Genomic DNA, 24,609 nt, shown 5'->3' with positions numbered 1-24,609 from the left:
GAAAGGTAAGTATCATGAAAACATCATTTTTTAAACATTGCTTAACTGTGCTGACTTGCGGCTTGCTCGCTCTGGGAGCTGGTCACGCTTACGCTGACCAGCAGAAGTTGCCGTCAGGCACGCCTTACGACCAAATTGGTCAGAAAATTGAGGATTACTACAAGGAACACGAAAAAACCAGTGCGGGACTGGCGACATCTGTTTTTGACAAGGACGGACAAACCATTTACCAAAATAATTTTGGCTATGTAGACAAGGAAAAAAAGTTGGCGGTGGATGACAACTCAGTTTTCGAGTGGGGCTCTGCCACCAAGTTGACCGTCTGGGTCAGCGTCATGCAGCTTTGGGAAGAAGGCAAGATTGACCTTAAAACAGATATAAAAGAGTATCTGCCCAAGGATTTTCTCAAAGGCAAGCTCACATACGACAAGCCAATCACCATGCTGGATCTGATGAACCACCAAGCAGGCTTTGGAGACACGGGGCTTGCCAAGGGAACTAGTAAGAACTTGGGAGATACGCTCAAAAAAGTACATATCTATCAAGCCTATGAGCCGGGAACAGTGACAGCCTACTCTAACTTTGGGACGGCTCTGGCAGGATATATCGTCGAGCGGATTAGCAGACAATCTTATGCTGACTATGTCCACGAGCATATCTTTGAACCTTTAGATATGAGGCACACCGCTCTCTTACCCGATTTATCAGATAATCCCTATGTAGTAGAAAAACGTAAGGAAGTCAAAGGTTACACTAGAGACGGTCGGTTGATTGGCGAAGCTCCATATCTAATAGAAATGTACCCTGCTGGGCGAGCAACAGGAACCTTGGAAGATTTCAAGGCATTCGCTCAGGCACTCCTGCAAAAGAAGACACTTTTTAAGCGTTCAGAGACTTGGGACACCCTTTATACAGCAACCTCTAACTATCCTGATAGCGATCTTCCTACCAATGCTCATGGTTTTTGGAGTGACCTTTATCAAGACCAAGTTATCCTCGGGCACGGTGGTAATACAGCTGGTTTTTCATCAAGTTTGACCTTAGACTTAAAATCAGGTATCGCTGCTGTCATTTTAACGAACCAACTGGGCGAGAAAAATTATGTTGAGAAAATTCCCGAGCTGGTCTATGGGCAAAAGAAAGATGTTCCCAACAAAAAGAAAGAAGAACTCAAACCCGGCTTTTATCGTGACGCTAGTCAATTCTTTGGGCCTTTATCCATTGCGCGACTAAATATGGCGACCTTCTATATTGATAAAAATAGTGAAAATCGATTTTACTGGAGCTTGGAGAAAGTCGGTAAGCGAGAATTTATCAAGCGCCCAGTTTCTGATTACTTTAAACTATCTAACTGGGAAGTTGCCAAAGAATTCGGCAGTGTCATCCTATGGGGGTTAGCAATCTTCTATGCTCTTCTTAGTTTGGTATCTGCTTTACTGGTCAAGCTCTACCGGCTCCTTGCCAAGCGGACAAACCGCAAACCTGTGACACTTGCTTGGTCGCTCTGGCATTATCTGACTTGCGGACTTGTTTTGTCCACTGTACTCATAACCATTCTCATCGTGCAATATAATATGAACATCAGCGGCTCGCCAAATAACAGTGCTTGGCTCTATGTCATCTTTGCAATAACGGGTCTGCTGCTTCTTGCTAGTTCTGTTTTGCCAATTCTTCTGCGTTCAAAATTCCAAGTCAGCAAAGGCAGAAAAATCTTGACCTACTTGACCAGCAGCGCTTCACTTATCGTCGTTCTCAATATCCTTTATTGGGGCCTGTACCAATGGTGGGCACTTTAATAGAAAGGTAAGTATCATGAAAACATCATTTTTGAAGAGCACTGTGGCGCTGCTGACTTGCGGCTTGCTCGCTTTTGGAGTAGCGCAAGTTCGAGCCGATGAGCAAAAATTGCCGTCGGGGACATCTTACGACCAAATCGGACAGAAGATTGAGGATTATTATCAGAAAAACGAGAAAACCAGCGCAGGACTGACAACATCTATTTTTGATAAGGACGGTCAAACCATTTACCAAAATAATTTTGGCTATGTAGACAAGGAAAAAAAGTGGGCGGTGGATGACAACTCAGTTTTCGAGTGGGGCTCTGTAACGAAATTAACCGTCTGGGTCAGCGTCATGCAGCTCTGGGAAGAGGGGAAAATTGACCTAAAAACCGACATCAAAGAGTATCTGCCCAAGGATTTTCTCAAAAGCAAGCTCAAATTTGACAAACCCATTACCATGCTTGACCTCATGAACCACCAAGCAGGCTTCGCAGATGTTGACTTGGCCAAAAATGAAGACAAAGACCTAGCCCATACGCTACAAAAGGCGCCGATTATTCAAGCCTATGAGCCGGGGACAATAACTGCTTATTCCAATTTTGGAACGGTGCTTGCTGGCTACATCGTCGAGCGGATTAGCGGACAATCTTACGCTGACTATGTGCACGAGCATATTTTTCAGCCCTTAGGTATGAAGCACACCGCTATTTTGCCCGATTTTTCGGATAATGACTATGTGGTCGAAAAACGCAAGGAAATCAAGGGCTACACCTCAGACGGTCAGCTGATTGGCGAGGCAAACAAGCCTAATCCTTACTATCCGAGCGGGCGAGCAACAGGAACTTTGAAAGACTTTAAGACCTTTGCCCAAGCACTCCTGCAAAAGAAGACACTTTTTAGGCGCGCGGAAACTTGGGACACCCTTTATACGGCGACTTCGACTTTTCCTGATAGCAAACTCCCAATCAATGCTCACGGATTTTGGAGTGACCTTTATCAAGACCGCGTTATCCTCGGTCACGGTGGTAATACGGCTGGCTTTTCATCCATATTAACTTTGGATTTCAAATCAGGTATCGCTACCGTCATTTTAACCAATCAACAATACGAAAGTAACTATCTTAAAAAAATTCCTGAGCTGATTTATGGAAACAAGGCACCTACTTCAGAGAAGATAAAAGCAGAGTTTAAACCGGGCGTTTATCGCTCAAGTCGCGTTTTCACCAATGCCTTATCAATCACGCGCATTGCTCCGCCAATAACTAACTATCTTGAGAAAAATAGTAAATTTGTCACTCAAAAATACTGGGAATTGGAGAAAAACGGCAAGCAAGAACGGCTGAAATTGCCTATCGCAGACTACCTTAAACTTTCCACATGGGATGTAGTCAAGGATTACGGCAGTCTCGTCTTGTGGTGCCTCGCTGCTTTCTATGCCCTCCTCATCCCTGTATCTGCTTTACTGGTCAAACTCTATCGGCTTCTTTTCAAGCGGAAAAATCACAAACTTACACCGCTTGCTTGGTCGCTCTGGCAATACCTGACTTGCGGGTTCATTCTATCTACCATGCTCCTGCTTTACTTTTTTATCCAAAGCGTCCTGAGTCTACATTCCTCACCAAACAGCCGTGTTTGGCTTTCTATGGGCTTTGCAGCTGTGGGAGTTAGCCTCCTGGTTAGCCTTATTGCCTCATTCTTCCTGCGCTCAAAATTCCAAGTGAGCAAGGGTCGAAAAATCTTGACCTACTTGACCAGCAGCGCTTCGCTTATTACAATACTCAATCTCCTCTACTGGTCTCTTTATCAGTGGTGGACGCTCTATTAAAAGAAAGGAAAGCTATGACCCATTCTCAAAAAATCGAAACGATGATCCGAAATGGCTCCGACCAGCTCTACACCATCTGCTACCCCAATCCCGACAAAGAAACGATTATCTTGCTACACGGTGGACCGGGAACGCCTGATGACTTCAAGCTCTTTATCCCTAAGCTCGAAAAAGATTATCAACTGATTGTCTTTCACCAGCGGGGAACGAGGAAATCGCCCTGTCCGAGTGGCGACTACAGCATGGAGGCCTACATTGCAGACATCAACACAATCGCCGACCACTTCAATGTAGATATATTTCACCTTTTGGGGCATTCCTGGGGTGGATTGTACGCGCAAATCTACGCCAGCAAAATCCCTGAGCGGGTTCTTAGTCTCTTTCTTTCCTCTCCGGGAACAGGCACGAGCAAGCAGTGGCAGCAAATGGAAAAAGAGATGATGAATTACAATAAAAATCACTGCACGACTATCGAATGGCTAAAAATGGGAATCTATTCTCTGCTCGGCAATCTTGGTAGTTCCAAGGCTTCGCAAGCTCTCTTTCGCCAAGTTGTCCGTAATTACAATGCCGACTATCCAGCCTTTCATGATGTGAAACTAGACATGAGCAATGTTTCAGTCCAAGCAGGCAATCAGACAAGAAAGGAAATTATGGCCTATCCTCTCTTGCCCCGACTAGAAGATCCTGCTTTTCCTATTACCGTGACTTTCGGTGACAATGATATTTTTGGTGCTAGCATGCACTTTGTCATCAGCCGCTATCCCAGCGCTCAGGTGTTCACCATTAAAAACAGCGGCCACTTCCCATTTCTCCACAATCCAGAAGACTACTTTGCTATCTTGCACCAGCATTTTCAACCTTAGCATGAGCCTCTAAAGTTTTCCAACTTTAGAGGTTTTCACTTATCTGCAACTTATCCCTTTTTTTCGGGCTCTTTGTCAACTGTAGTGGGTTGATGAAAAGTTATAATCTGGAGAGGACTAAATCAGTCCTCTCCTTTTTGATATTCAAAGCGATGAGGATTCTAGTTTTAAAATTGTCAAAGTTCCGAAAGCCGAAAGCGTTTCGCTTGATGACCTTGATGAGGTTGTTAGTAGCTTCTAGTTTTGCGTTTGAGTAGGGCAGTTCCAGCGCGTTCAAGATCTTGTCCTTATCTTTCATAAAGGTCTTAAAAACAGTTTGAAAGATAGGCTTCACACACGAAATGTTATCTTCAATGAGTCCAAAGAAATGTTCAGCTTGTTTCTTTTGAAAATGAAAAAGTAAGAGTTGGTAGAGTTTATAGTGTTCTCTGAGTTCTTGAGAGTACGAGAGAATCTTTTCAAGAATCTCTTTATTAGTTAAGTGCATGCGAAAAGTTGGACGATAAAAACGTTTATGGCTTAGTTTTCGACTATCCTGTTGAATGAGTTTCCAGTAGCGTTTGATGGCCTTATATTTGTACGATTTTCTATCCAACTGATTCATGATTTGGATGCGGAGGCGGTTCATAGCCCGGCTGAGATGTTGTACAATGTGAAAACGATCAAGGACGATGTTAGCGTTTGGAAATAGTTTTCTGGCAATATCGTAGTAGGGGCTAAACATGTCCATTGTAATGATTTTCACGCTATTTCGGACCTGTCTGGAATAGCGCAGGAAGTGATTGCGAATCGTTGCTTGAGTCCGCCCATCTTAAGATAGCTATAATCTTTCTGGAATCGAAATCCTGTGCAATAAAGCTCATCTCTATCTGCCGATTGAAACAGTCACTTCCCTGACTGTTTCCACATCCCAGCTCATGTGTTCTGGAAGGTAGTTGAGGTTCGCCTTGAACTCAAACTCTTTCAATTTACGAATGATGGTGGAAGTGGAGATAGCTAGGCTTTCAGCGATAGCTGTCATAGGGACTTTCTCGATTAGCTTTTGAGCGATTTTCTGCTTGACGATGGTTGCGATTTGGTGATTCTTCTTGACTAAGGAAGTCTCAGCGACAGCCACTTTCCTGCAGACTTTACAGCGGAAACGGCGTTTCTTTAACCGAATCAGGGTTTTGTATCCCGCACACTCTAGATAAGGTATTTTCGATTCTTTCTGGAAGTCATATTCAGCCATTTGTCCTTGGCAGTGAGGGCATTTAGGAGCTAGATAATCTAGCTTAGCGGTGATTTCTTTATGAGTTCCAGCATCTAGAACATCCAAGATAGTGATGTTAGGGTCTTTTATTCCCAGTAAGTTTGTGATAAAATTGAACTGTTCCATAAGAGTCTTTCTAATGATAGTTTCATCGCTTTTCATTATAGGACTTATGGGACTTTTTTTCTACAACAAAAGAGACTCCATCATTCCTACAGCGGTTTTACCCACTACAGAAATTATAGAGCCTGAAAAGCCTTAAGTCCATTGGACTTAAGGCTTTTGCTATCTATGGATTGGCTGTGGAACTAGAGCTGGAAGAGCTTGAGTCTTCTTGACTGCTGTCTTCGTCGCTGCTGCTAGTTTGGAACTGCTCTGGATGCAGTGCCCTATAGCTTGGCGAATTAAATAGATCCACAGTGGAGACATTGCCTCGCTTGGAGTAAAGACTGGTTGATTGGTCGCCTTTTTCTTTTTCAATAGCCAACAAGGCTTTCATTGAATTGAGATAAGAGTAATCTTTAGGGTTGACCTTGCCTAAGTCATTTCCTTTGTAGAAGCGAATCAAGTCACCGGTTTGAATAGCGTCACTCATCTTCAGCTGAGTATTGGCGGCATTACGAATCTCATCTAGCTCTTTCTTGATGGTTTCGTCTGGATTGGTAATTTCCTCACCGGTCTGGGTGTAGTAGGTTCGTCCGTTGAAGCTAGTGTATTTTGGAGTGACAAAGTTATTGCTGGATCGGAATGCTGTGATTTGTTGATGCTGAGATGACAGCAGGTCTTGTCCAACCTGAAGGTAGTTTTTAGAGTCAATGCCCAGCAAATGCTCCAATGTTGGCAGCATATCCACTTGACCGCCGTAGGTATCAATGATCTTTCCTTTGTCCATGCCAGGTACCACTACCATGTATGGTACGCGCTGCATCATAGCATTGTCATAATTGGACCAAGTCTCAGAGGATTTGCCTACAAGAGGGGCCAAGTTAGGATTGCGGGTTTGGGAAATTCCAAAATGGTCTCCATAGAGAACGATAATAGAGTTGTCATAGAGGCCAGATTCTTTGAGATAATCAAACAAGGCCTTAACAGAAGAATCTAGATAGTTGGCAGTGGCAAAGTAGCCGTTGATGGTTTCATCCTTGGTCTTAGCCAGCGGGAAGCCAATCTCGTCACCAATCAAGCTAGTCGTGTAAGGATAGTGGTTGGAAACCGTGATATACTTAGCATAGAAAGGCTGCTGCAGGTGTTCCAGATATTTGATGGAATCTTTCAGCATAATCTTGTCGTTCAAACCATACTGGAAAGAGTTGGTGTCGTCCTGCTTGGTAAAGTAAGACGCATCGAAGAAATAGTTATAACCCCATTGCTTGTAAGCTGTATTGCGGTTCCAGAAGCTTCCAGTATTTCCATGGAAAACAGCAGAAGTGTAGCCGCCGTTTTTGGAAAGAATAAAAGGTGCAGCTTGCTGGGTATTGGTACCACCGTAGTTGACCATGAAGGATCCTTGATTGAGACCGAAGAGCCCAGTTTCAATCATAGTTTCAGCATCAGAAGTCTTACCAGCCTTGACCTGGTTGAAGACATTAGAGAAAGCCAGAGTCGAATTGGAGTGGTAGAGGGAGTTGAGAAAAGGTGTCACCTCGTACTCTTTCCCATCTGCCTGCAGCTTATAGTCAATCAGGAACTGCTGGAAGCTTTCCAGATGGACATAGATAACATTGCGACCCTTGGCAATCCCGTAATATTCTGGATTAGGCTCCGCATAGTGGGATTGGATATATTCTGTTACTGGTTCCAAGTCTTTTTCAGAAGCTTTGGAGCGCTCACGATTGGCGGTATATGTCTGGTTAGCACTGTAACCTAGAAAGGCTGGCAAGCCCAGAGCACGAACAACATAATAGTTGGAAAATCCACGTGACAAGAGCTCAGGCCGGTCAATTTCAGCCAAGAAAAGGTTGGCAGAGAAAAGCATGGCGGACAGGGAGGTCACAGCAAAGCTGGCGCGTTTATTGAAAGGCCTGTCATCCATGCGGATGTATTTCTTAAAGAATAAGAAGGCCAAAATCGGGAAATCAATCAGATAAAGAATATCCCAAGGGCGGAAGAGCTCAAGTGCTGCTTCCCCAAGTCCAGCTGAAACGCTGCTAGAAGCCAGCATAGTATTGACTGTGACAAAGTCACTGAACTCGCGGTAGTAAATGGAGTTAGATACCAGCCAAGCAAAGAGGAGAAGATAGATTCCGAAGGCTAGGCTGTAGAATAATTTGGTTCGTTTTACATAAAGTGCCAGTCCTAGCAGCAAGAGGCTGATAGGGAAAGGGTTTATAATAGCTAAAAATACTTGATAGGCACCTTGAATATCAAGGTTGAAATCAATCGTGTAGGCCCACATGGTTTTTATCCAATAGAGGACCAGTAAAATCAAGACAAAACCTAGTCTCGTACTCATGAAATTGAGTAAATTCTTGGTTATTTTTTTCACAAAAAGTTACTTCCTTGTCTTATTTCCTAAAAATTTTCTCCTCTAAGTATAACATAATTTCTCCAGTTAAGGAAAATTTGAGCCGCATTTGAGATATTTTAAATCGGCGAAATTGTAATATTTCTATAAAAGCCTTATCCCCTCTATGGAGAGGTTTATAGTCGTTTTGCACTCGTTTGTGAAATCTTTTATTAACTCAAATGTAAAATATGTTTTGAGAATTTTCACAATCTTTGGTATAATATAATTTATGAATAAACTTACTGTTAGTCAAGAGGCAGAAGAAAAACTGAGAAAGGGCATTCTTTTATTAGATAAAAAGGATTTTGGCGCTCTTTCGCTTCAAAATCAATGTGTGGAGCTGCAAAACCGTCAGGGAAAGTTCTTAGGCACAGCTTATCTCTCTCCGCAGAATAAAGGAGTAGGCTGGCTGATTTCCCAGAAGAAGGTAGAGCTGAACTCGGATTTCTTTCAAGGCCTCTTTGAGCAGGCTAAGAGCAGACGTTCTACTTATTTCCATTCGTCTGACACGACAGCCTTTCGACTCTTTAATCAAGAGGGGGATGGCTTCGGCGGCTTCACGGTGGATTTCTACAATGACTTTGCGCTTTTTTCTTGGTACAATGACTTTGTCTTTGCTATCAAGGAGCAGATTCTGACAGCCTTCGCTAAGGTTTTCCCAGAGATTCAGGGAGCTTATGAAAAGATTCGTTTCAAGGGTTTGAACTACGAATCGGCCTATCTCTATGGAGCGGAAGCACCGGAAACCTTCACAGTCTTGGAGAATGGTGTTCGCTATCAGGTTTTTTTGAATGATGGTCTTATGACCGGTATCTTTCTGGATCAGCACGATGTGCGTGCAAGTCTGGTAGATGGTCTGGCTGCTGGTAAAAGTTTACTCAATATGTTTTCCTACACAGCAGCTTTTTCAGTAGCAGCAGCTATGGGCGGTGCCAGTCAGACGGTCTCTGTGGATTTAGCCAAGCGCAGCCGTGAGCTGTCAGAAGCTCATTTTCTGGCCAATGGTTTGACACTGGATCAGCATCGCTTTCAGGTGATGGATGTCTTTGATTATTTCAAATACGCTAAGCGTCACGATCTAAACTTTGATGTCATTGTGATAGATCCGCCTAGCTTTGCTAGAAATAAAAAGCGCACATTCTCAGTTGCTAAAGATTATCATCGTTTGGTTGCACAAGCTTTGGAAATCCTGAATCCTCAGGGAATCATGATTTTAAGTACCAATGCAGCTAATCTTTCCAAAAGTAAGTTTAAACAAGAAATTGAAAAAGGCCTTGCCGGCAGAAAGCACCGCTATCTTGCGGAGTATGGCCTGCCAGCAGACTTTGTCTATAATAAAAAAGACGGGAGCAGTAATTACCTCAAGGTATTTACAATAAAGGTGGACCAATGAAATTAGTCGTTTCTGTAATGCCCAAGAGTTTAGAAGAAGCTCAAGAAATTGATGTATCACGCTACGAAGATGCGGATATTATTGAATGGCGGGCAGATTTTCTGGCCAAGGATGACATTTTAAATGTTGCGCCAGCTATTTTTGAAAAATTTGCCGGACGTGAATTGATTTTCACCTTGCGGACCCGTCAGGAAGGCGGAGAAATCGAACTGTCCGATGATGAATATGTAGCTCTCATCAAGGAAGTAGCCGGGTTTTACCAGCCGGATTATATCGATTTTGAATATTTCTCTCACAAGGGGAAATTTGAAGAGATGCTGGAGTTTCCTAATCTGGTGCTGAGCTACCACAACTTTGAGGAGACGCCTGAAAATATGATGGAAATCCTGTCTGAGCTGACTTCTCTGACCCCTAAGGTTGTCAAGGTTTCTGTCATGGCTCACAATGAGCAGGATGTGCTGGACTTGATGAACTATACTCGCGGTTTCAAGACCTTGAATCCTGAGCAGGATTTTGTTACCATTTCCATGGGAAAAATCGGCAAAATTTCACGCATTGCGGCTGACTTGACAGGTTCCAGCTGGTCATTTGCCAGTCAGGAGATGGCGTCAGCACCTGGTCAGATTTCTCTGAGCAATATGAAGAAAATCCAGGAGATTTTGAATGAGAATTAATGGCCACACCCGCATGGCTGCTGTGGTTGCCAAGCCAATTAAGCACAGTATTTCTCCTCTTATTCACAATATGGCTTTTGAAAAGACTGGTGTCAATGGTGTCTATCTAGCTTGGGAAGTAGAAGCAAAGGATCTGCAGGCCAGTATAGAAAATATCCGCAGATTCGATATGTTTGGTGTCAATCTTTCCATGCCCTATAAGCAGGAAGTGATACCTTATCTGGACGAGCTTGATGTCAGCGCCCGCCTTATCGGAGCGGTCAATACGGTTGTGAATAAAAATGGAATTTTAGTTGGTTATAACACAGATGGCAAGGGATTTTTTAAGAGCTTGCCTTCTTTTGCTATTCGGGGCAAAAAAATGACGATTTTGGGAGCAGGCGGAGCAGCGACAGCTATTATTGCTCAAGCAGCTTTGGACAATGCCGAGGAAATTTTTGTTTTTACCCGGAAGGCTTCCTATGAGAAGACAGTCAGCAAAATGGAAGTTATCGGCCACCAAACCGAGAGTCGTATCCAAGTACTAACCTTGGAGGATACGGATAGCTTGCAGGATAAAATCAACCAATCAGACCTTCTGGTCAATGGGACTAGTCTAGGCATGGATGGCATCAGCATGCCCCTGCCTGAACAGATTGAACTGCCCAGCCAGATTTTAGTTGCAGATGTTATCTACCAACCTTTCGAAACGCCCTTTCTCAAATGGGCCAGAAATCAAAATGTCACAGCAATCAATGGACTTGGTATGCTGCTCTATCAGGGAGCAGAAGCCTTTGAGCTTTGGACCGGCAAGCCTATGCCCAGTCAGGAAATTTGGCAATGTTTAGAAGAATTGTATAAATAAGGAGGCGCTTATGAAACTGAATGTGAATCTCCCGCATCATCCCTATGATATTCTCATCGAAAAGGGGTCTTTATCTCAGGCTGGAAGTTGGCTGAGTCAGCTTTGGCAGCCTCAGAAGGTAGTTATCGTCACGGACAATCGAGTGGCTCGACTCTATGCGGAAAAGGTCAAGCTGAGCTTGGAAGCGGCTGGATTTGAGACTTTTGTCTTTGACTTTTTGGAGGGTGAAGCCAGCAAGAACTTAAAGACAGTCAACAAAGTCTATGAGTTTTTGGTCAAGGTTGGTCTGACCCGCAGTGATGGTATCGTGGCCTTGGGAGGTGGCGTTGTTGGTGATTTGGCAGGATTTGTTGCTTCTACCTACATGCGGGGCATTCATTTCGTGCAGATTCCGACTAGTCTGACTGCTCAAGTGGACTCCTCTATCGGTGGTAAGACAGGTGTCAATACGCCTTGGGCTAAGAATATGGTCGGCACTTTTACCCAGCCTGACGGAGTTCTGATTGACCCTCAAGTTTTGCATACCTTGGGCCAGCGGGAACTAATCGAAGGCATGGGCGAGGTGGTCAAGTACGGCTTGATTGAGGATAAAGAACTCTGGGATGAGCTGTCAAAAATGTATGGAAGTCCAGAGTCGATTTTAGAGCATGCTGAAAGCATCATTTACCATTCCTGCGATGTCAAGCGTAAGATTGTGGTCGAGGACGAGCTGGATAATGGCGTCCGCCTCTATCTGAATTTCGGCCATACTATTGGGCACGCTATTGAAGCGACAGCGGGCTATGGAAAAGTCATGCACGGTGAAGCTGTGGCGATTGGCATGGTACAAGTTTCCCGCGTCGCTGAAAAGCAAGGCCTTATGCCAGCTGGGATTACAGAAGACATCATCCATATGTGTCAGAAGTTTGGCTTGCAGGTGGATTACCAGCCTTGGAATGAAGCTGCTCTCTATCAGGCACTGACCCATGATAAGAAGGCTAGAGGCAACTCTATAAAGCTAGTACTGGTGCCCGAGCTGGGCTCGGCTAGTATTCACCAGATTCCTCTGGAAGAGATGAAAGAATTTCTGAAGAAATAAGTGCCAGATGGAGTTTAAGACGATTGGACATTTTAGATGAAAAATAGACGGGGTGTCCAGTTTTTTTCCATCCCCAAAATAGGAGAAAATGTATGAGATACTTAACAGCAGGAGAATCGCACGGACCACTTCTGACAGCTATTATTGAGGGAGTGCCAGCTGGTCTTCCTTTGACCGCTGACTATATCAATGCTGAGCTCAAGCGCCGTCAGGGTGGGTACGGCCGTGGTGCCCGCATGAAGATTGAAAGCGACCAAGTCGAGATTACGTCTGGAGTTCGGCATGGCTTGACCATGGGCGGTCCGATTACCCTCAATGTTACAAATCTGGATCATCAGAAGTGGCTGGAGATTATGAGTGCGGCTGATGTGGATGAAAAGAAAAAAGGGCTGCGCAAGATTACTAAACCACGCCCTGGCCATGCGGACTTGGTTGGTGGTATGAAATACCGCTTTGACGATTTGCGAAATTCCCTTGAGCGCTCTTCTGCGCGTGAAACGACCATGCGTGTAGCAGTCGGAGCAGTAGCCAAGCGTTTGCTGGAAGAAATCGGTGTGGAGATAGCCAGCCATATCGTAACCTTTGGTGGCATTGATATTGATGTGCCAGACAATCTGACTGTAGCAGAAATCAAAGAAAGAGCTGCCCAGTCAGAGGTTTCCATTGTCAATCCCGAGCGTGAAGAAGAAATCAAGACCTACATTGACCAGATTAAGAAAGACGGGGATACCATCGGTGGTGTTATTGAGACTGTTGTTGGCGGTGTGCCGGTTGGTCTGGGCTCCTATGTCCAATGGGACAAGAAGCTGGACGCCAAGATTGCTCAAGGAGTCGTGTCCATCAACGCTTTCAAGGGAGTCGAGTTTGGCGTGGGCTTTGAAGCCGGCCGTCTCAAGGGCAGTCAAGTCATGGATGAAATCCTCTGGTCTGAGGAAGATGGCTTCACTCGCAGGACCAATAATCTAGGCGGCTTTGAGGGTGGTATGACCAATGGTCAGCCAATCGTGGTGCGTGGTGTTATGAAGCCCATTCCAACCCTTTACAAGCCACTGATGAGCGTGGATATTGAGACCCACGAGCCTTATAAGGCGACAGTGGAGCGGAGCGATCCGACGGCTCTGCCAGCGGCGGGTGTTGTCATGGAAAGCGTGGTGGCAACAGTTTTAGCCACCGAAGTCTTGGAGAAATTCTCTTCGGACAATCTGGAGGAACTAAAGGATGCGGTAACCCGCCATCGGGACTTTGTCAAGAACTTTTAGAAGTAAGGAGAAGGGCATGGAGAGAAAAACAGTCTATATCGCAGGTCTGGGACTGATTGGAGCTTCCTTGGCTCTGGGCATCAGGCGAGCTCATCCTGAGATTGAAGTTCTTGGCTATAATAGAAGTGAGGAATCGCGCAGAGTTGCATTAGAGCGGGGAATGGTAGACCGGGCAACGGATGATTTTGTCGCCTTTGCTCCATTGGCTGATGTGATTATTCTGGCTGTGCCTATCAAACAGACCATAGCATTTATCAAGGAACTAGCGGAGCTGGACCTGAAGGAGAATCTTATCATCTCTGATGCTGGATCAACCAAGGCTGAGATTGTGGCAGCTGCAGAAAAGTATCTGCAGAATAAGCCCGTCCGCTTTGTCGGTGCTCATCCTATGGCCGGAAGTCATAAGACCGGAGCCAAGGCGGCCCATGTCACCCTCTTTGAAAATGCCTATTATATCTTCACCCCCTCTAATCTGACCAAGCCGGGTACGCTTGAGGAAATGAAAGATTTATTGAGTGGTCTTCAGGCTCGTTTTATTCAGGTAGATGCAGCCGAGCACGACCGAGTGACCAGTCAAATCAGCCATTTTCCGCATATCCTAGCCTCCAGCCTTATGGAGCAAGCGGCAGCTTATAGCCAAGAGCATGAGCTGACCCAGTCTTTTGCCGCTGGTGGTTTTCGAGATATGACGCGGATTGCGGAGAGTGAGCCGGGTATGTGGACCTCTATTCTCTTGACCAATCCTCAAGCTATCTTGGATCGGCTGGAAGATTTTAAAGACCAGTTGGACAAGGTTGCCGCAGCGATTGAGGCTAAGGACGAGATAGCTATCTGGGAATTTTTTGACCGAGGACGGCAGAGCCGCAAGCAGATGGAAATTCATAAACGAGCTGGTGTGGATAGCTTTTATGATCTCTTTATTGAAGTGCCTGACGAAGAAGATGCGATTTTGGGTATTTTGGAACTTCTGCGCGGAATTTCAGTCGTCAATATTCGTATTAACGAGGAAAACCGTGAAGATATCAACGGTATTCTGCAAATCACCTTTAAAAATCACCAAGATTTAGAAAAATCTGCTAAAATAGTAAGAGAACATACGGATTACCTAGTGTCCGTAGACTAATATAGATTGGAGAACTCTATGTCAAATATTTATGATTTAGCCAATGAACTGAGCAGAAATCTGCGTGATTTACCTGAGTACAAGGCAGTTGCAGAAAGCAAGAAAGCAGTGGATGCTGATAGCGAAGCGAAGGCAATTTTTACAGATTATCTGGCATTCCAGCAGGAGTTGCAACAGCTGGCTCAGACTGGTCAGGTACCGACTCAGGAGGTGCAGGACAAGATGACTGCCTTTGGCGAGAAGATTCAGGGCAATGCTGTTCTTTCTGAATTTTTCAATAAGCAGCAGCAACTGTCCATCTATTTAGCGGACATTGAGCGTATTATCTTTGATCCGGTGCAGGATTTGCTTAAGTAAGCTAATAAAAAAGAAGAATCTGGGATGAATACCCGGATTCTTTTAGCTTTAGCTAGGATTCCAGAAATTTTAAGAATTTCTGGTCTTTTTATGATAAAATAAGAAGCAACAAAGGAAAGTACGAGGTCATCTATGAAATTATCAACTAATATAAGAGGCCTGAAGGGCCGTATCCGCGTACCTGGAGATAAGTCTATCAGCCACCGTTCCATTATTTTTGGCAGTTTGGCCAAGGGGGTCACTACTGTTCGCGACATTCTGCGAGGAGAAGATGTGCTGTCTACCATGCAGGTTTTTCGTGAGTTAGGAGTCCAGATTGAGGACGATGGAAATCTAGTCAAGATTCATGGTGTAGGATTTGAAGGTCTGCAAGCACCGAAAAATAAGCTGGATATGGGCAATTCTGGAACGTCTATCCGCTTGATTTCTGGTGTTTTGGCCGGTCAGGATTTCGAAGCGGAGATGTTTGGTGACGACAGTCTATCCAAGCGGCCTATGGATCGGGTGACCATTCCTCTGCGGCAGATGGGAGTAGAGATTGCTGGTCGGACTGAGCGTGATTTACCACCGCTCAAGATGAAGGGGAGCAGGGAACTGCAGCCTATTCATTATCAGCTGCCAGTGGCTTCTGCTCAGGTTAAGTCGGCCTTGATTTTTGCTGCTTTGCAGGCTCAGGGAGAGTCGGTTATTATTGAAAAGGAAATCACCCGTAATCATACAGAAGATATGATTGCCCAGTTTGGTGGGCGAATTGAGGTTGAGGGCAAGGAAATTCGTATTCAGGGCGGTCAGGAATTCACTGCTCAGGAAGTGACGGTTCCAGGTGACATTTCCAGTGCGGCCTTCTGGCTGGTAGCTGGATTGATTGTGCCGGACTCTAAGATTGTTTTAGAGAATGTCGGCATCAATGAAACTCGTACAGGTATTTTAGAAGTGATAGAGGCTATGGGCGGACGGATGACGCTGTCAGATGTCGATCGAGTAGCCAAGTCTGCAACCATCACCGTTGAGACGTCTGTGCTTAAGGGCACTGAGATTGGCGGCGAGATTATCCCGCGCTTGATTGATGAGTTGCCGATTATTGCGCTTCTGGCGACTCAGGCTCAGGGTCGGACTGTCATTCGTGATGCAGAGGAGCTCAAGGTCAAGGAAACCGACCGTATCCAGGTAGTGGCAGACGCTCTAAATAGCATGGGCGCAGCTATTACCCCGACGGAAGACGGCATGATTATCGAAGGGGAAACAGCTCTTCGCGGCGCTCAGGTCAATACCTTGGGAGACCATCGCATTGGGATGATGACGGCAATTGCTGCTTTATTGGCTCAAAGCGGTCAGGTGGAACTTGAACGGTCTGAAGCCATTAAGACCAGCTATCCAAGCTTCTTCAGCGACTTGGAGGGCTTGATGCATGGCTAAGATATTGCTGGGCTTTATGGGAGCCGGAAAATCCACAGTGGCCAGAGGCTTAGCCCAAGATTTTGTCGATATGGATGAACTGCTCTGCCAGCGGCTGGGTATGTCTATCAAGGACTATTTTGATCAGCATGGTGAAGCGGCCTTTCGGGCTGCTGAAACCCAGCTCTTAGCTGAGCTGATCGATACGGACTTGGTCGTCTCAACCGGCGGCGGTGTAGTCGTCAGCCCTGAAAACCGCAGATTACTGGCTCAGAATGCTGATAATATCTACCTGAAAGCAGATTTTGAAACGCTCTATCAGCGAATTCGGCAGGATGCTGAGCAAGAGCGGCCCCTGTTCTTAAACCAGAGCAAATCAGACTTGCAGCAGATTTTTGAGCAGCGTCAGGCCTGGTATGAGGAAGCGGCGACCCAGATTGTCGATACGAGGCTCAAAAGCCCGCAGGAAATTATTGAGGAAATTCAATGAAAATAGCATTTTTAGGTCCTAGAGGCTCCTTTTCTCACCATGTAGCCCAAGCTGCCTTTCCCAGCAAGGACTTGGTGCCTTATCAGAATATCACTGAGGTCATGAAGGCTTATGAGGCTAGAGAAGTGGATTACTCGGTTGTTCCGGTGGAAAATTCCATTGAGGGTAGTGTCCACGAGACGCTGGACTATCTCTTTCATCAAGCAGATATTCAGGCAGTGGCAGAAATCGTTCAGCCCATTAAGCAGCAGCTTTTAGTAACTGATTTAGAAAAGCCAATTGAGAAAATATTTTCTCACCCGCAGGCTATTGCCCAAGGAAAGAAATACATCCGCCAGCATTACCCACAGGCTGCCATTGAGGTGACGGCTAGTACGGCCTATGCAGCTCGTTTTGTGGCAGAGCATCCTGAAAAGAATTTTGCGGCTATTGCCCCGCGCACGGCTGCAGCAGAGTACGGGCTCAAAGTAGCAGCCAGCGATATTCAGGAAATGGAAGAAAATTATACCCGCTTTTGGATTCTAGGCCATGAGGTGCCAAAGCTTCAACTGGCTAAGACAGGAGACAAGCAGACACTGGCTTTGACCTTACCGGACAATTTGCCTGGTGCTCTCTATAAGGCTTTGTCGACCTTTGCTTGGCGTGGGATTGACCTGACCAAGATTGAGAGCCGGCCTTTAAAAACGGCTCTGGGAGAGTATTTCTTCATTATTGACATTGACAACGAGCAGAAAAAATTGGCGGATTTTGCCTATCAAGAGTTGACAAGTCTTGGAATTACTTATAAAATTTTTGGTAGCTACAGTGTGTTTCTGATTCAGGACAAGTAGCAGTAGATTGGAGAAGAGATGAAGAAACCAGAAAATCTTAGCCATCATGAACAGCTCCGCTTAGATTATCTCTATAAAAATTATTATTATCTAAACGATAAAGAAAAGAAAGAATTTGACTATCTGCGTCAGAAGTCCAAGGGGATTGGCGGTTCAGCCAGTGTGCCCGACCATGAAGAGCAGCCGCATACAGTTAGCGACGCCTATGAGCAAGAGCCAGTGGAAATGGATTCTTCTGGCCTCTTGCCCAAGTACCCTGAGCGTTCTTCTCGCAGCAGAAAGCAAAAGAAGGCGCCTGAAGCTCTGGCAGGAGCTGGTCTAGGACAAGACAAGCCTAAGAAGCCCCGCAAAAAAATCCGCTTGAAACGGATTCTGCTTTGGGTAGGGATTTTCCTTCTTATGGTCTTGGGCGGCATGATTTTCATGTTTGTCAAAGGACTGACGACAGCTCACACTGGAAATTCTAAACCAGCAGAAACAGAATTTTTTGACGGTAAGGATACTAAGGACGGAGTGAATATCCTCATTCTTGGGACGGATGGCCGGGTTGGTGACGACTCGACTGAGACGCGGACTGACTCTATTATGGTCTTGAATGTCGGAAATAAGGACCACAAGGTGAAATTGGTCAGCTTTATGCGTGATACTCTTATTCACATTGACGGCGTCAGCAATGAGTACACGGATCCGTCGCAGGCAGATTACTATGACCAAAAGCTCAATTCTGCCTATACGATTGGGGAGCAAAACCACAACCGCGGTGCAGACTATGTCCGCCAGATGCTCAAAGATAATTTTGATTTAGACATCAAATATTATGCACTGGTGGATTTCCAGACCTTTGCGACAGCTATTGACACCCTTTTCCCAAATGGCGTCAGCATGAATGCCCAGTTCTCAACGATTGATGGGGAAAAGGTGACAGAAGTTGAAGTGCCAGATGACCTGAATATGAAGGACGGTGTGGTACCCAACCAAACAATCAAGGTCGGTCAGCAGCAGATGGACGGTCGGACCTTGCTCAACTACGCTCGCTTCCGTAAGGATGATGAGGGCGACTTTGGCCGGACCCGCCGCCAGCAGGAAGTTTTGACGGCTGTCTTCCAGCAGGTCAAGGATCCGACTAAGCTCTTTACCGGGTCAGAGGCTCTTGGTAAGGTCTTTGCCTTGACTTCGACCAATGTACCTTACAGCTTCCTTTTGACCAATGGTCTCTCTATGGCTGGAGATTCCCGCAATGGAGTTGAGCGCCTGACGATTCCGGAAAATGGCGACTGGGTGGATACCTATGACATGTACGGTGGCCAAGGACTTTTGATTGACTTTGAAGCCTATAAAGAAAGACTGCAGCAAATGGGTCTCAGATAAGATATATGATATAATGAAAGGTAGGACGATGTCCTGCCTTTTCTTTTGGTAAATGGCAGAGCGATAAAGCAGAAAGAGAAAAATATGTTAAAAAAGAATGATATGATTGAAGTTGAAATCGTGGATCTGAGCCACGAGGGAGCAGGGGTGGCAAAGGCAGAAGGCCTGGTTTTCTTTGTGGAGAATGCCCTGCCGGGTGAGCTCATCCGCATGCGTGTACTCAAGGTCAACAAAAAAATCGGCTTTGGCAAGGTGGAGGAATTTCTCCGTACTTCAGACCAGCGCAATGAAAATCTTGATATGGCCTATCTGCGTACGGGGATTGCAGACTTGGGGCATCTGAACTATCCAGCCCAGCTGGACTTCAAACGTAAACAGGTCAAGGACAGTCTCTATAAGATTGCTGGTTTGTCTGATGTTGAAGTGCCGCCGACACTTGGTATGGAGCAGCCGCTGGGTTACCGTAATAAGGCTCAAGTGCCTGTCCGCCGTGTCAATGGCCAGCTGGAAACAGGATTTTTCCGGAAAAATTCCCATGACCTCCTGCCGATTGAAGATTTCTATATCCAGGATCCAGTCATTGACCAGGTTATCCTCTTTACACGCGACTTGCTACGTCGCTTTGACCTCAAGCCTTACGATGAGCAGGAAAAGACAGGACTCATTCGCAATCTAGTTGTTCGCCGTGGGCATTATTCAGGGGAAATCATGGTAATATTGGTCACAACTAGGCCTAAAATTTTCCGAGTAGAGCAGCTGATGGAGCGTTTGACAGAAGCCTTTCCATCTATCAAGTCTATCATGCAGAATATCAATGACCAGCCGGGTAATGCGATTTTCGGAAAAGACTGGCGAACGCTTTATGGTCAAGATTACATTACAGACCGCATGCTGGGAAATGACTTCCAGATTGCTGCTCCGGCCTTTTACCAAGTCAATACTGAGATGGCAGAAAAGCTTTATCAGACAGCTATTGACTTTTCCGAGTTGACTGCAGATGATGTGGTGCTTGATGCCTACTCGGGTATCGGGACTATCGGTCTATCAGTTGCTAAGCAGGTCAAGCAGGTCTATGGTATGGAAGTGATTCCAGAAGCTGTCGAAAATAGCCGAAAGAATGCAGCAATCAACGGCATTACCAACGCCAGCTATGTCTGCGCTCCTGCTGAAGAAGCCATTCAAAACTGGCTTAAAGAGGGTATCCAAGCGGATGTCATCCTAGTCGATCCACCACGAAAAGGACTGACGGAGAGCTTCATCAAAGCCAGCGTCAGCATGGAGCCCAAGAAAATCACTTATATCTCCTGCAATGTCGCAACCATGGCGCGTGATATTAAGCTCTATCAAGAATTAGGATATGAGTTGAAGAAAGTCCAGCCGGTGGACTTATTTCCGCAGACGCATCACGTCGAGTGTGTAGCTCTGCTCGTGAAAGCCTAGAAACCTTTTAGCAAAACGCTTTATAAAGTCACTGGAACCAGTGGCTTTTTAGTTTTAGTGGGGATGTATTAAAGTAACCACTCAAGTTGAGGTAGTTAAAATGATACTATATGATTTGAGTCATGAGTGATTATTTATTTCCATAGACTCATGTAGGGGCATCAAATATATAAAAAAGCTCAAAAATTGATAGAGTTTAAGAGCTTATAGGCGATATGAAGTTTGATTCAAAGACAATATTTGTATAGTAAACTAATATTTAAAAATCTACTTTTTAATTATATTAAATTCCTTCAGACTGACTATATAAATATCCTTTATATCAACTATTATCACAATATCAATTGAAGAGCAACTACAGTTACTTTTGTCTTTATTAAAATTTAATTGATAAGACCATTTTAATATAGGAACGGTGTGCTCTATTGAATAAATCTTTTCATTTTTATGAGTGATTCTAAAATAGTGGAATATTTTATTATTAGCTTCTTGTTTTACTAATTTTAAAACTTCAGACAAAATATTTTTTGGAAGATTTGTATTTATTTCTTTTGATAGATGTAGTTTCATGCTTAGCCTCCAATTCACATGTTACCTCTGTTCGCATATATTATCAAGAAAATTTTGACAAAAATTTAAAAAATGATAAAATGTTTAGTGGGCAATAATTAGTATAAAAAACGCTTGATTTCAATCATTTTTAATACTTTATATAGAAGGATTAAAAATATAATAATGGGCATTTAGGAGGAACGATGTTAAATAGATATAATGAAATTAGTAAAGCAATCCAAGATATAAAAGATGAATTAGAATTATCAGAACTTGAATCCGTTATGAGATCAGGAAGATGGAAAGATTTAATGTTTTTTTTGAGTGATGATATCAAGACAGCCGCTTTGAATGCAAATTCTGAAAGTGATATTGCATTTAATTTTGATAAGGTTTTAGTAAAAATATCTGAAGATATCCTTCGTCCTTCAGGTTTTGATGGTTATGTTCCTCTTAGAGAAAGACAAGTTGATTTAATAAACGATTCTTATACTCAAACAATTAGTAAAAAAGGAAGAATTGATAGTAAGTACAATAGTTTAATCATTGAATATAAGAAACCTCAGAGCTATAAAACTATAGCAGACTTCGAAAAAGCTGAAAAACAAGCTATAGAATACTTAAATGCTTTAAATCAAGAGGAGCAAGGAGATTATGCTGCTCTTGTCACAGATGGTTTACGATATCAATTCATTGAGTTCTCAAGTGACGGGCTCAGTATAGAGGCAAATAAAGAGTTTAATGAAGAAGCTCTAAATAGAATAATTAAATCAATAATAAAACTTACTGTAAAGACTTTGGATTCGAAGAATCTAATTTATGATTTATTGAATGTTCAATACTATGGTTCAAACTTAATCAATACACTAACAAAGACAATTCATGAGTCGCTGAAAAATATGAATGCCTCAACAATTATTTCATATGAATCTTGGTTGGATAATTTCGGGTTGTCTCACGAAGATGCTTCTAAACAACAAGCTATCGAGGCAAGAAGGGCCGATTTGGCAAAAATTGTAGATAAACAGGATATTAAGCAAGACGAAGAGTACAAAATATTATTTGCACTTCAGACTTCAACAGCAATTATTGCCATGCTTATTGCTTATAAAGCTGTTTCTATCGTTAAGGGAAAAAAGAATGAGTACTCGTTAAAAAGAATGCATAACATTGGAGTCAGGAATTCTAGAATAGAACTTTACCACATTGCAAGTGGAGCAATCTCCCAACAGACAAAAATCCACAATCTATTAGAAATTGGATGCTTTTCTTGGGTATTTCAGGAGGAACAATGGTCTGAGGAAATTTATTTAGCAATAAATAATATTATTGAAGTATTGTTGAAATACGAAAATATGCCTGAGATAACTGAACACACAGATGATATTTTTAGAGAATTATATATGGCTATTATGCCTACCAGTGTAAGACATTCAATGGGAGAATACTACACTCCAAAATGGTTAGCACGAAATGTTATCACTGATGGATTGAGATATGTACCAGTAAATCGGAAAGATCATGTTCGTATTTTAGACACTGCAGCAGGTTCGGGAACATTCCCTCAACAGGCAATTCTTATGAAAAGAGAGATTTATAAGGATGAACCTAAGAATAGTGCGTTAGATTATATTTTAAAAGAAGTTGTTTCCATAGATGCGAATATTTTGGCTGTCATTCTCGCTAGAATAAATTATTTTATGGCAATTTCTGATTTAGTTGATAGCCAAAAAGCATTATATATTCCAGCTTTTATTGGTGATTCTACTGTTCCGACCTCGGATAAGATTTCTGAAGACGGGGAGTATTTTGTTAGCTATCTACAAGATTCAAATGGAAAAGAGATAGAATTTCGTGTTCCAATAAATTCTGTTTCCAATACCGAGCAGTTTATTGAAACTTTTCAATTTTTAGAAGATATTAGTGAAGGAGCTGCATTAGATGATATTAAGGAGGCATTATCAAAAATCTGTACAGATAGTGAACAGTTGGAAGAAATGACTAAATCTTGGTACAGTTTACAATCCAATGATCTGATAACCCCTTCTATTGTTAGCAATATTATCAATTACTTTTTACTTTGTTCTTTAGGAAAATTTGATATGCTTGTTGGCAATCCACCATGGGTTGATTGGAAAAGCCTTCCCTCAGTACATAGAGAAAAGATAAAAGAAGCGTGTGTAAGCAAGAATTTATTTTCAGGAGATGGGCGTACAGGAGGAATCAACCTAAATATCTGTGCTCTGCTGACAACCATTTCAATTGAAAATTGGCTTCATAATGATGGAGTAGCAACAGTATTAATGCCACAGAATTTGTTATTCCTACAAAGTTATGAAGGCTTTCGTAATCTTAAGATTTCGGATAATAGAACTTTGTATATACAAGAAATTATTGACTGGGAAAAGTCTGGACATCCTTTTAAACCTGTACAGCAATTATTTTGCACATATATTTTATCTGAACGACAACAGGACTATTTCGAAGGAATCCCCTCGAAATGTATTAAAATTAAGAAAGGAATTAAATTAACTAATTCTAGTTTGAATATCAATAGTGAAAACTTTTCTGACTATTTTGATATTGAGAATAAAATCCTTGGGCAGACCACTCCTCAGAGGACCGCATTTACATACGCTATGTCTAAAGAAGAATTAAAGGATTTTCAACTGATATCAGGAAAAACTGACTATTTAGGAAGAGAGGGGGTAGAGTATTACCCACAGGAACTTCAACTATTTAGTTTAGTTGAGAAAACTGGACTAGAAATAGTTAAGCTTGAAACCTACCAGAGTAATCGTTCCAAATATTCAATACCAATTCGTAGACCAGAGATTGAGATAAAATATTTAAGACCTTTAATTAAGGGAATTAATATTTCTAGATTCCACGTTTCAGATTCAGAGTATATTGTGGCATTTCCTTATGATAAGACATCACCAAAGATACCAATAAATAAAACCGATTTAAGAAAACAATCACCTTTATTGTTTAACTATTATAAAGAAAATCGTCAATATCTCGAATTACAAACGGGATATAGTGATTCAATTATAGGTAGTAAATCTGCAGAGTATTACGCACTAGCTAGAACAGGTCACTATTCTCATGCACCGTGGTATGTCATTTTTAGAGATAATACAAAATGGGTCTCTGCTGTTATAGGTGAAATTGATACTGCTTGGGGGGGGAAAAAGTTACCGGCTTTTCAAAATCATTGTGTCTCAATCTGTGAACGACCTGATGGGAAATTTATAACAGAAGATGAAGCGCACTATATTTCAGCTATTCTAAATTCTCACATTGTTGAAGACTTTATTTTATCAACATCAGATAAAAGGACATTTAAAATTCGTATACCAGTTGATATACCGGTGTTTGATATAAAGAATACGACTCACAAAAAATTAAGTAATTTGTCAAAACGTGCACATGAAGTATATGATGATACAGAAAAAGTTGAGAAAATTAGAGACAATATTGATAAACTCTATATTTGTTTATTAAAGGAAAAAAGTTGAAATTAATAATCAATAATTATGGAAATCCATAGTATTGTACCCTGGATGATAGAGG

Annotated in this window: 18 protein-coding genes and 1 pseudogene; 16 read left to right on the top strand and 3 right to left on the bottom strand. The window is 43.1% G+C overall.

Features of this window, described 5'->3' with window-relative positions; genetic code table 11:
- Positions 1-14: 14 nt before the first annotated feature.
- From J1C86_RS07440 to J1C86_RS07430, 3 genes are read left to right on the top strand one after another with little or no spacing between them, the layout of a single operon-like run.
- On the top strand, positions 15-1,796 hold the full coding sequence (locus J1C86_RS07440; RefSeq protein WP_002906173.1) for a serine hydrolase domain-containing protein: 1,782 nt from the start codon (positions 15-17) through the stop codon (positions 1,794-1,796).
- A 16-nt stretch (positions 1,797-1,812) separates the two neighbouring features.
- Positions 1,813-3,606 (top strand): serine hydrolase domain-containing protein, encoded by a 1,794-nt coding sequence (locus tag J1C86_RS07435; RefSeq protein ID WP_125409323.1) that lies wholly within the window; start codon positions 1,813-1,815, stop codon positions 3,604-3,606.
- A gap of 14 nt (positions 3,607-3,620) precedes the next feature.
- Complete coding sequence (locus tag J1C86_RS07430) at positions 3,621-4,472, top strand: alpha/beta fold hydrolase (protein WP_125409325.1); 852 nt, start codon at positions 3,621-3,623, stop codon at positions 4,470-4,472.
- Between the two features lie 100 nt (positions 4,473-4,572).
- On the opposite strand, the pseudogene J1C86_RS07425 reads toward J1C86_RS07430, so the two are convergent.
- Positions 4,573-5,850: pseudogene (locus J1C86_RS07425) on the bottom strand (ISL3 family transposase).
- A 163-nt stretch (positions 5,851-6,013) separates the two neighbouring features.
- Positions 6,014-8,209: an LTA synthase family protein gene (locus tag J1C86_RS07420; RefSeq protein ID WP_125409327.1), complete on the bottom strand. Its 2,196-nt coding sequence runs from the start codon at positions 8,207-8,209 to the stop codon at positions 6,014-6,016.
- Positions 8,210-8,459: 250 nt separating this feature from the next.
- Here J1C86_RS07420 and J1C86_RS07415 point away from each other — a divergent pair, with 250 nt between their 5' ends.
- The 12 genes from J1C86_RS07415 (at position 8,460) to rlmD (ending at position 20,481) form a co-directional block, all read left to right on the top strand.
- Positions 8,460-9,623 carry a class I SAM-dependent rRNA methyltransferase gene (locus tag J1C86_RS07415; protein ID WP_125409329.1) on the top strand — a complete coding sequence of 388 codons (1,164 nt, stop codon included), beginning with the start codon at positions 8,460-8,462 and terminating at the stop codon, positions 9,621-9,623.
- Complete coding sequence (gene aroD / locus J1C86_RS07410) at positions 9,620-10,297, top strand: type I 3-dehydroquinate dehydratase (RefSeq protein WP_125409331.1); 678 nt, start codon at positions 9,620-9,622, stop codon at positions 10,295-10,297. Before J1C86_RS07415 ends, aroD begins: the two co-directional genes overlap by 4 nt.
- On the top strand, positions 10,287-11,141 hold the full coding sequence (locus J1C86_RS07405; protein WP_125409333.1) for a shikimate dehydrogenase: 855 nt from the start codon (positions 10,287-10,289) through the stop codon (positions 11,139-11,141). Before aroD ends, J1C86_RS07405 begins: the two co-directional genes overlap by 11 nt.
- Positions 11,142-11,151: 10 nt before the next feature.
- Positions 11,152-12,219 carry a 3-dehydroquinate synthase gene (gene aroB, locus J1C86_RS07400; RefSeq protein ID WP_125409335.1) on the top strand — a complete coding sequence of 356 codons (1,068 nt, stop codon included), beginning with the start codon at positions 11,152-11,154 and terminating at the stop codon, positions 12,217-12,219.
- A 92-nt stretch (positions 12,220-12,311) separates the two neighbouring features.
- Positions 12,312-13,478: a chorismate synthase gene (gene aroC, locus J1C86_RS07395; protein ID WP_125409337.1), complete on the top strand. Its 1,167-nt coding sequence runs from the start codon at positions 12,312-12,314 to the stop codon at positions 13,476-13,478.
- 16 nt (positions 13,479-13,494) lie between these two features.
- On the top strand, positions 13,495-14,601 hold the full coding sequence (locus J1C86_RS07390) for a prephenate dehydrogenase (protein ID WP_125409339.1): 1,107 nt from the start codon (positions 13,495-13,497) through the stop codon (positions 14,599-14,601).
- Between the two features lie 18 nt (positions 14,602-14,619).
- Positions 14,620-14,958, top strand: a complete 339-nt coding sequence (locus tag J1C86_RS07385; protein ID WP_125409341.1) for a YlbF/YmcA family competence regulator — start codon at positions 14,620-14,622, stop codon at positions 14,956-14,958.
- A 132-nt stretch (positions 14,959-15,090) separates the two neighbouring features.
- Positions 15,091-16,374 carry a 3-phosphoshikimate 1-carboxyvinyltransferase gene (gene aroA, locus J1C86_RS07380; RefSeq protein ID WP_125409342.1) on the top strand — a complete coding sequence of 428 codons (1,284 nt, stop codon included), beginning with the start codon at positions 15,091-15,093 and terminating at the stop codon, positions 16,372-16,374.
- Positions 16,367-16,843 (top strand): shikimate kinase, encoded by a 477-nt coding sequence (locus tag J1C86_RS07375; protein ID WP_125409344.1) that lies wholly within the window; start codon positions 16,367-16,369, stop codon positions 16,841-16,843. Before aroA ends, J1C86_RS07375 begins: the two co-directional genes overlap by 8 nt.
- Positions 16,840-17,673 (top strand): prephenate dehydratase, encoded by an 834-nt coding sequence (gene pheA / locus J1C86_RS07370; RefSeq protein ID WP_125409346.1) that lies wholly within the window; start codon positions 16,840-16,842, stop codon positions 17,671-17,673. The genes J1C86_RS07375 and pheA overlap by 4 nt, the downstream gene beginning before the upstream one ends.
- An 18-nt stretch (positions 17,674-17,691) precedes the next feature.
- Positions 17,692-19,041 carry an LCP family protein gene (locus tag J1C86_RS07365; protein ID WP_125409347.1) on the top strand — a complete coding sequence of 450 codons (1,350 nt, stop codon included), beginning with the start codon at positions 17,692-17,694 and terminating at the stop codon, positions 19,039-19,041.
- An 84-nt stretch (positions 19,042-19,125) separates the two neighbouring features.
- Positions 19,126-20,481 carry a 23S rRNA (uracil(1939)-C(5))-methyltransferase RlmD gene (gene rlmD, locus J1C86_RS07360; protein WP_125409349.1) on the top strand — a complete coding sequence of 452 codons (1,356 nt, stop codon included), beginning with the start codon at positions 19,126-19,128 and terminating at the stop codon, positions 20,479-20,481.
- Positions 20,482-20,748: 267 nt separating this feature from the next.
- On the opposite strand, the gene J1C86_RS07355 is transcribed toward rlmD, so the two are convergent.
- A complete protein-coding gene (locus J1C86_RS07355; RefSeq protein ID WP_004186300.1) occupies positions 20,749-21,051 on the bottom strand; it encodes a hypothetical protein in 303 nt (100 codons plus the stop codon).
- Between the two features lie 185 nt (positions 21,052-21,236).
- Between J1C86_RS07355 and J1C86_RS07350 the strand changes: the two genes are divergently transcribed.
- Positions 21,237-24,554 carry an Eco57I restriction-modification methylase domain-containing protein gene (locus J1C86_RS07350; protein WP_004186302.1) on the top strand — a complete coding sequence of 1,106 codons (3,318 nt, stop codon included), beginning with the start codon at positions 21,237-21,239 and terminating at the stop codon, positions 24,552-24,554.
- Positions 24,555-24,609 lie beyond the last annotated feature (55 nt).

The organism is Streptococcus sanguinis (assembly GCF_050220005.1).
Lineage (GTDB): Bacteria > Bacillota > Bacilli > Lactobacillales > Streptococcaceae > Streptococcus > Streptococcus sanguinis_Z.
The sequence above is the reverse complement of the archived record's forward strand: the minus strand, read 5'-3'. Positions and strand labels throughout refer to the sequence as shown.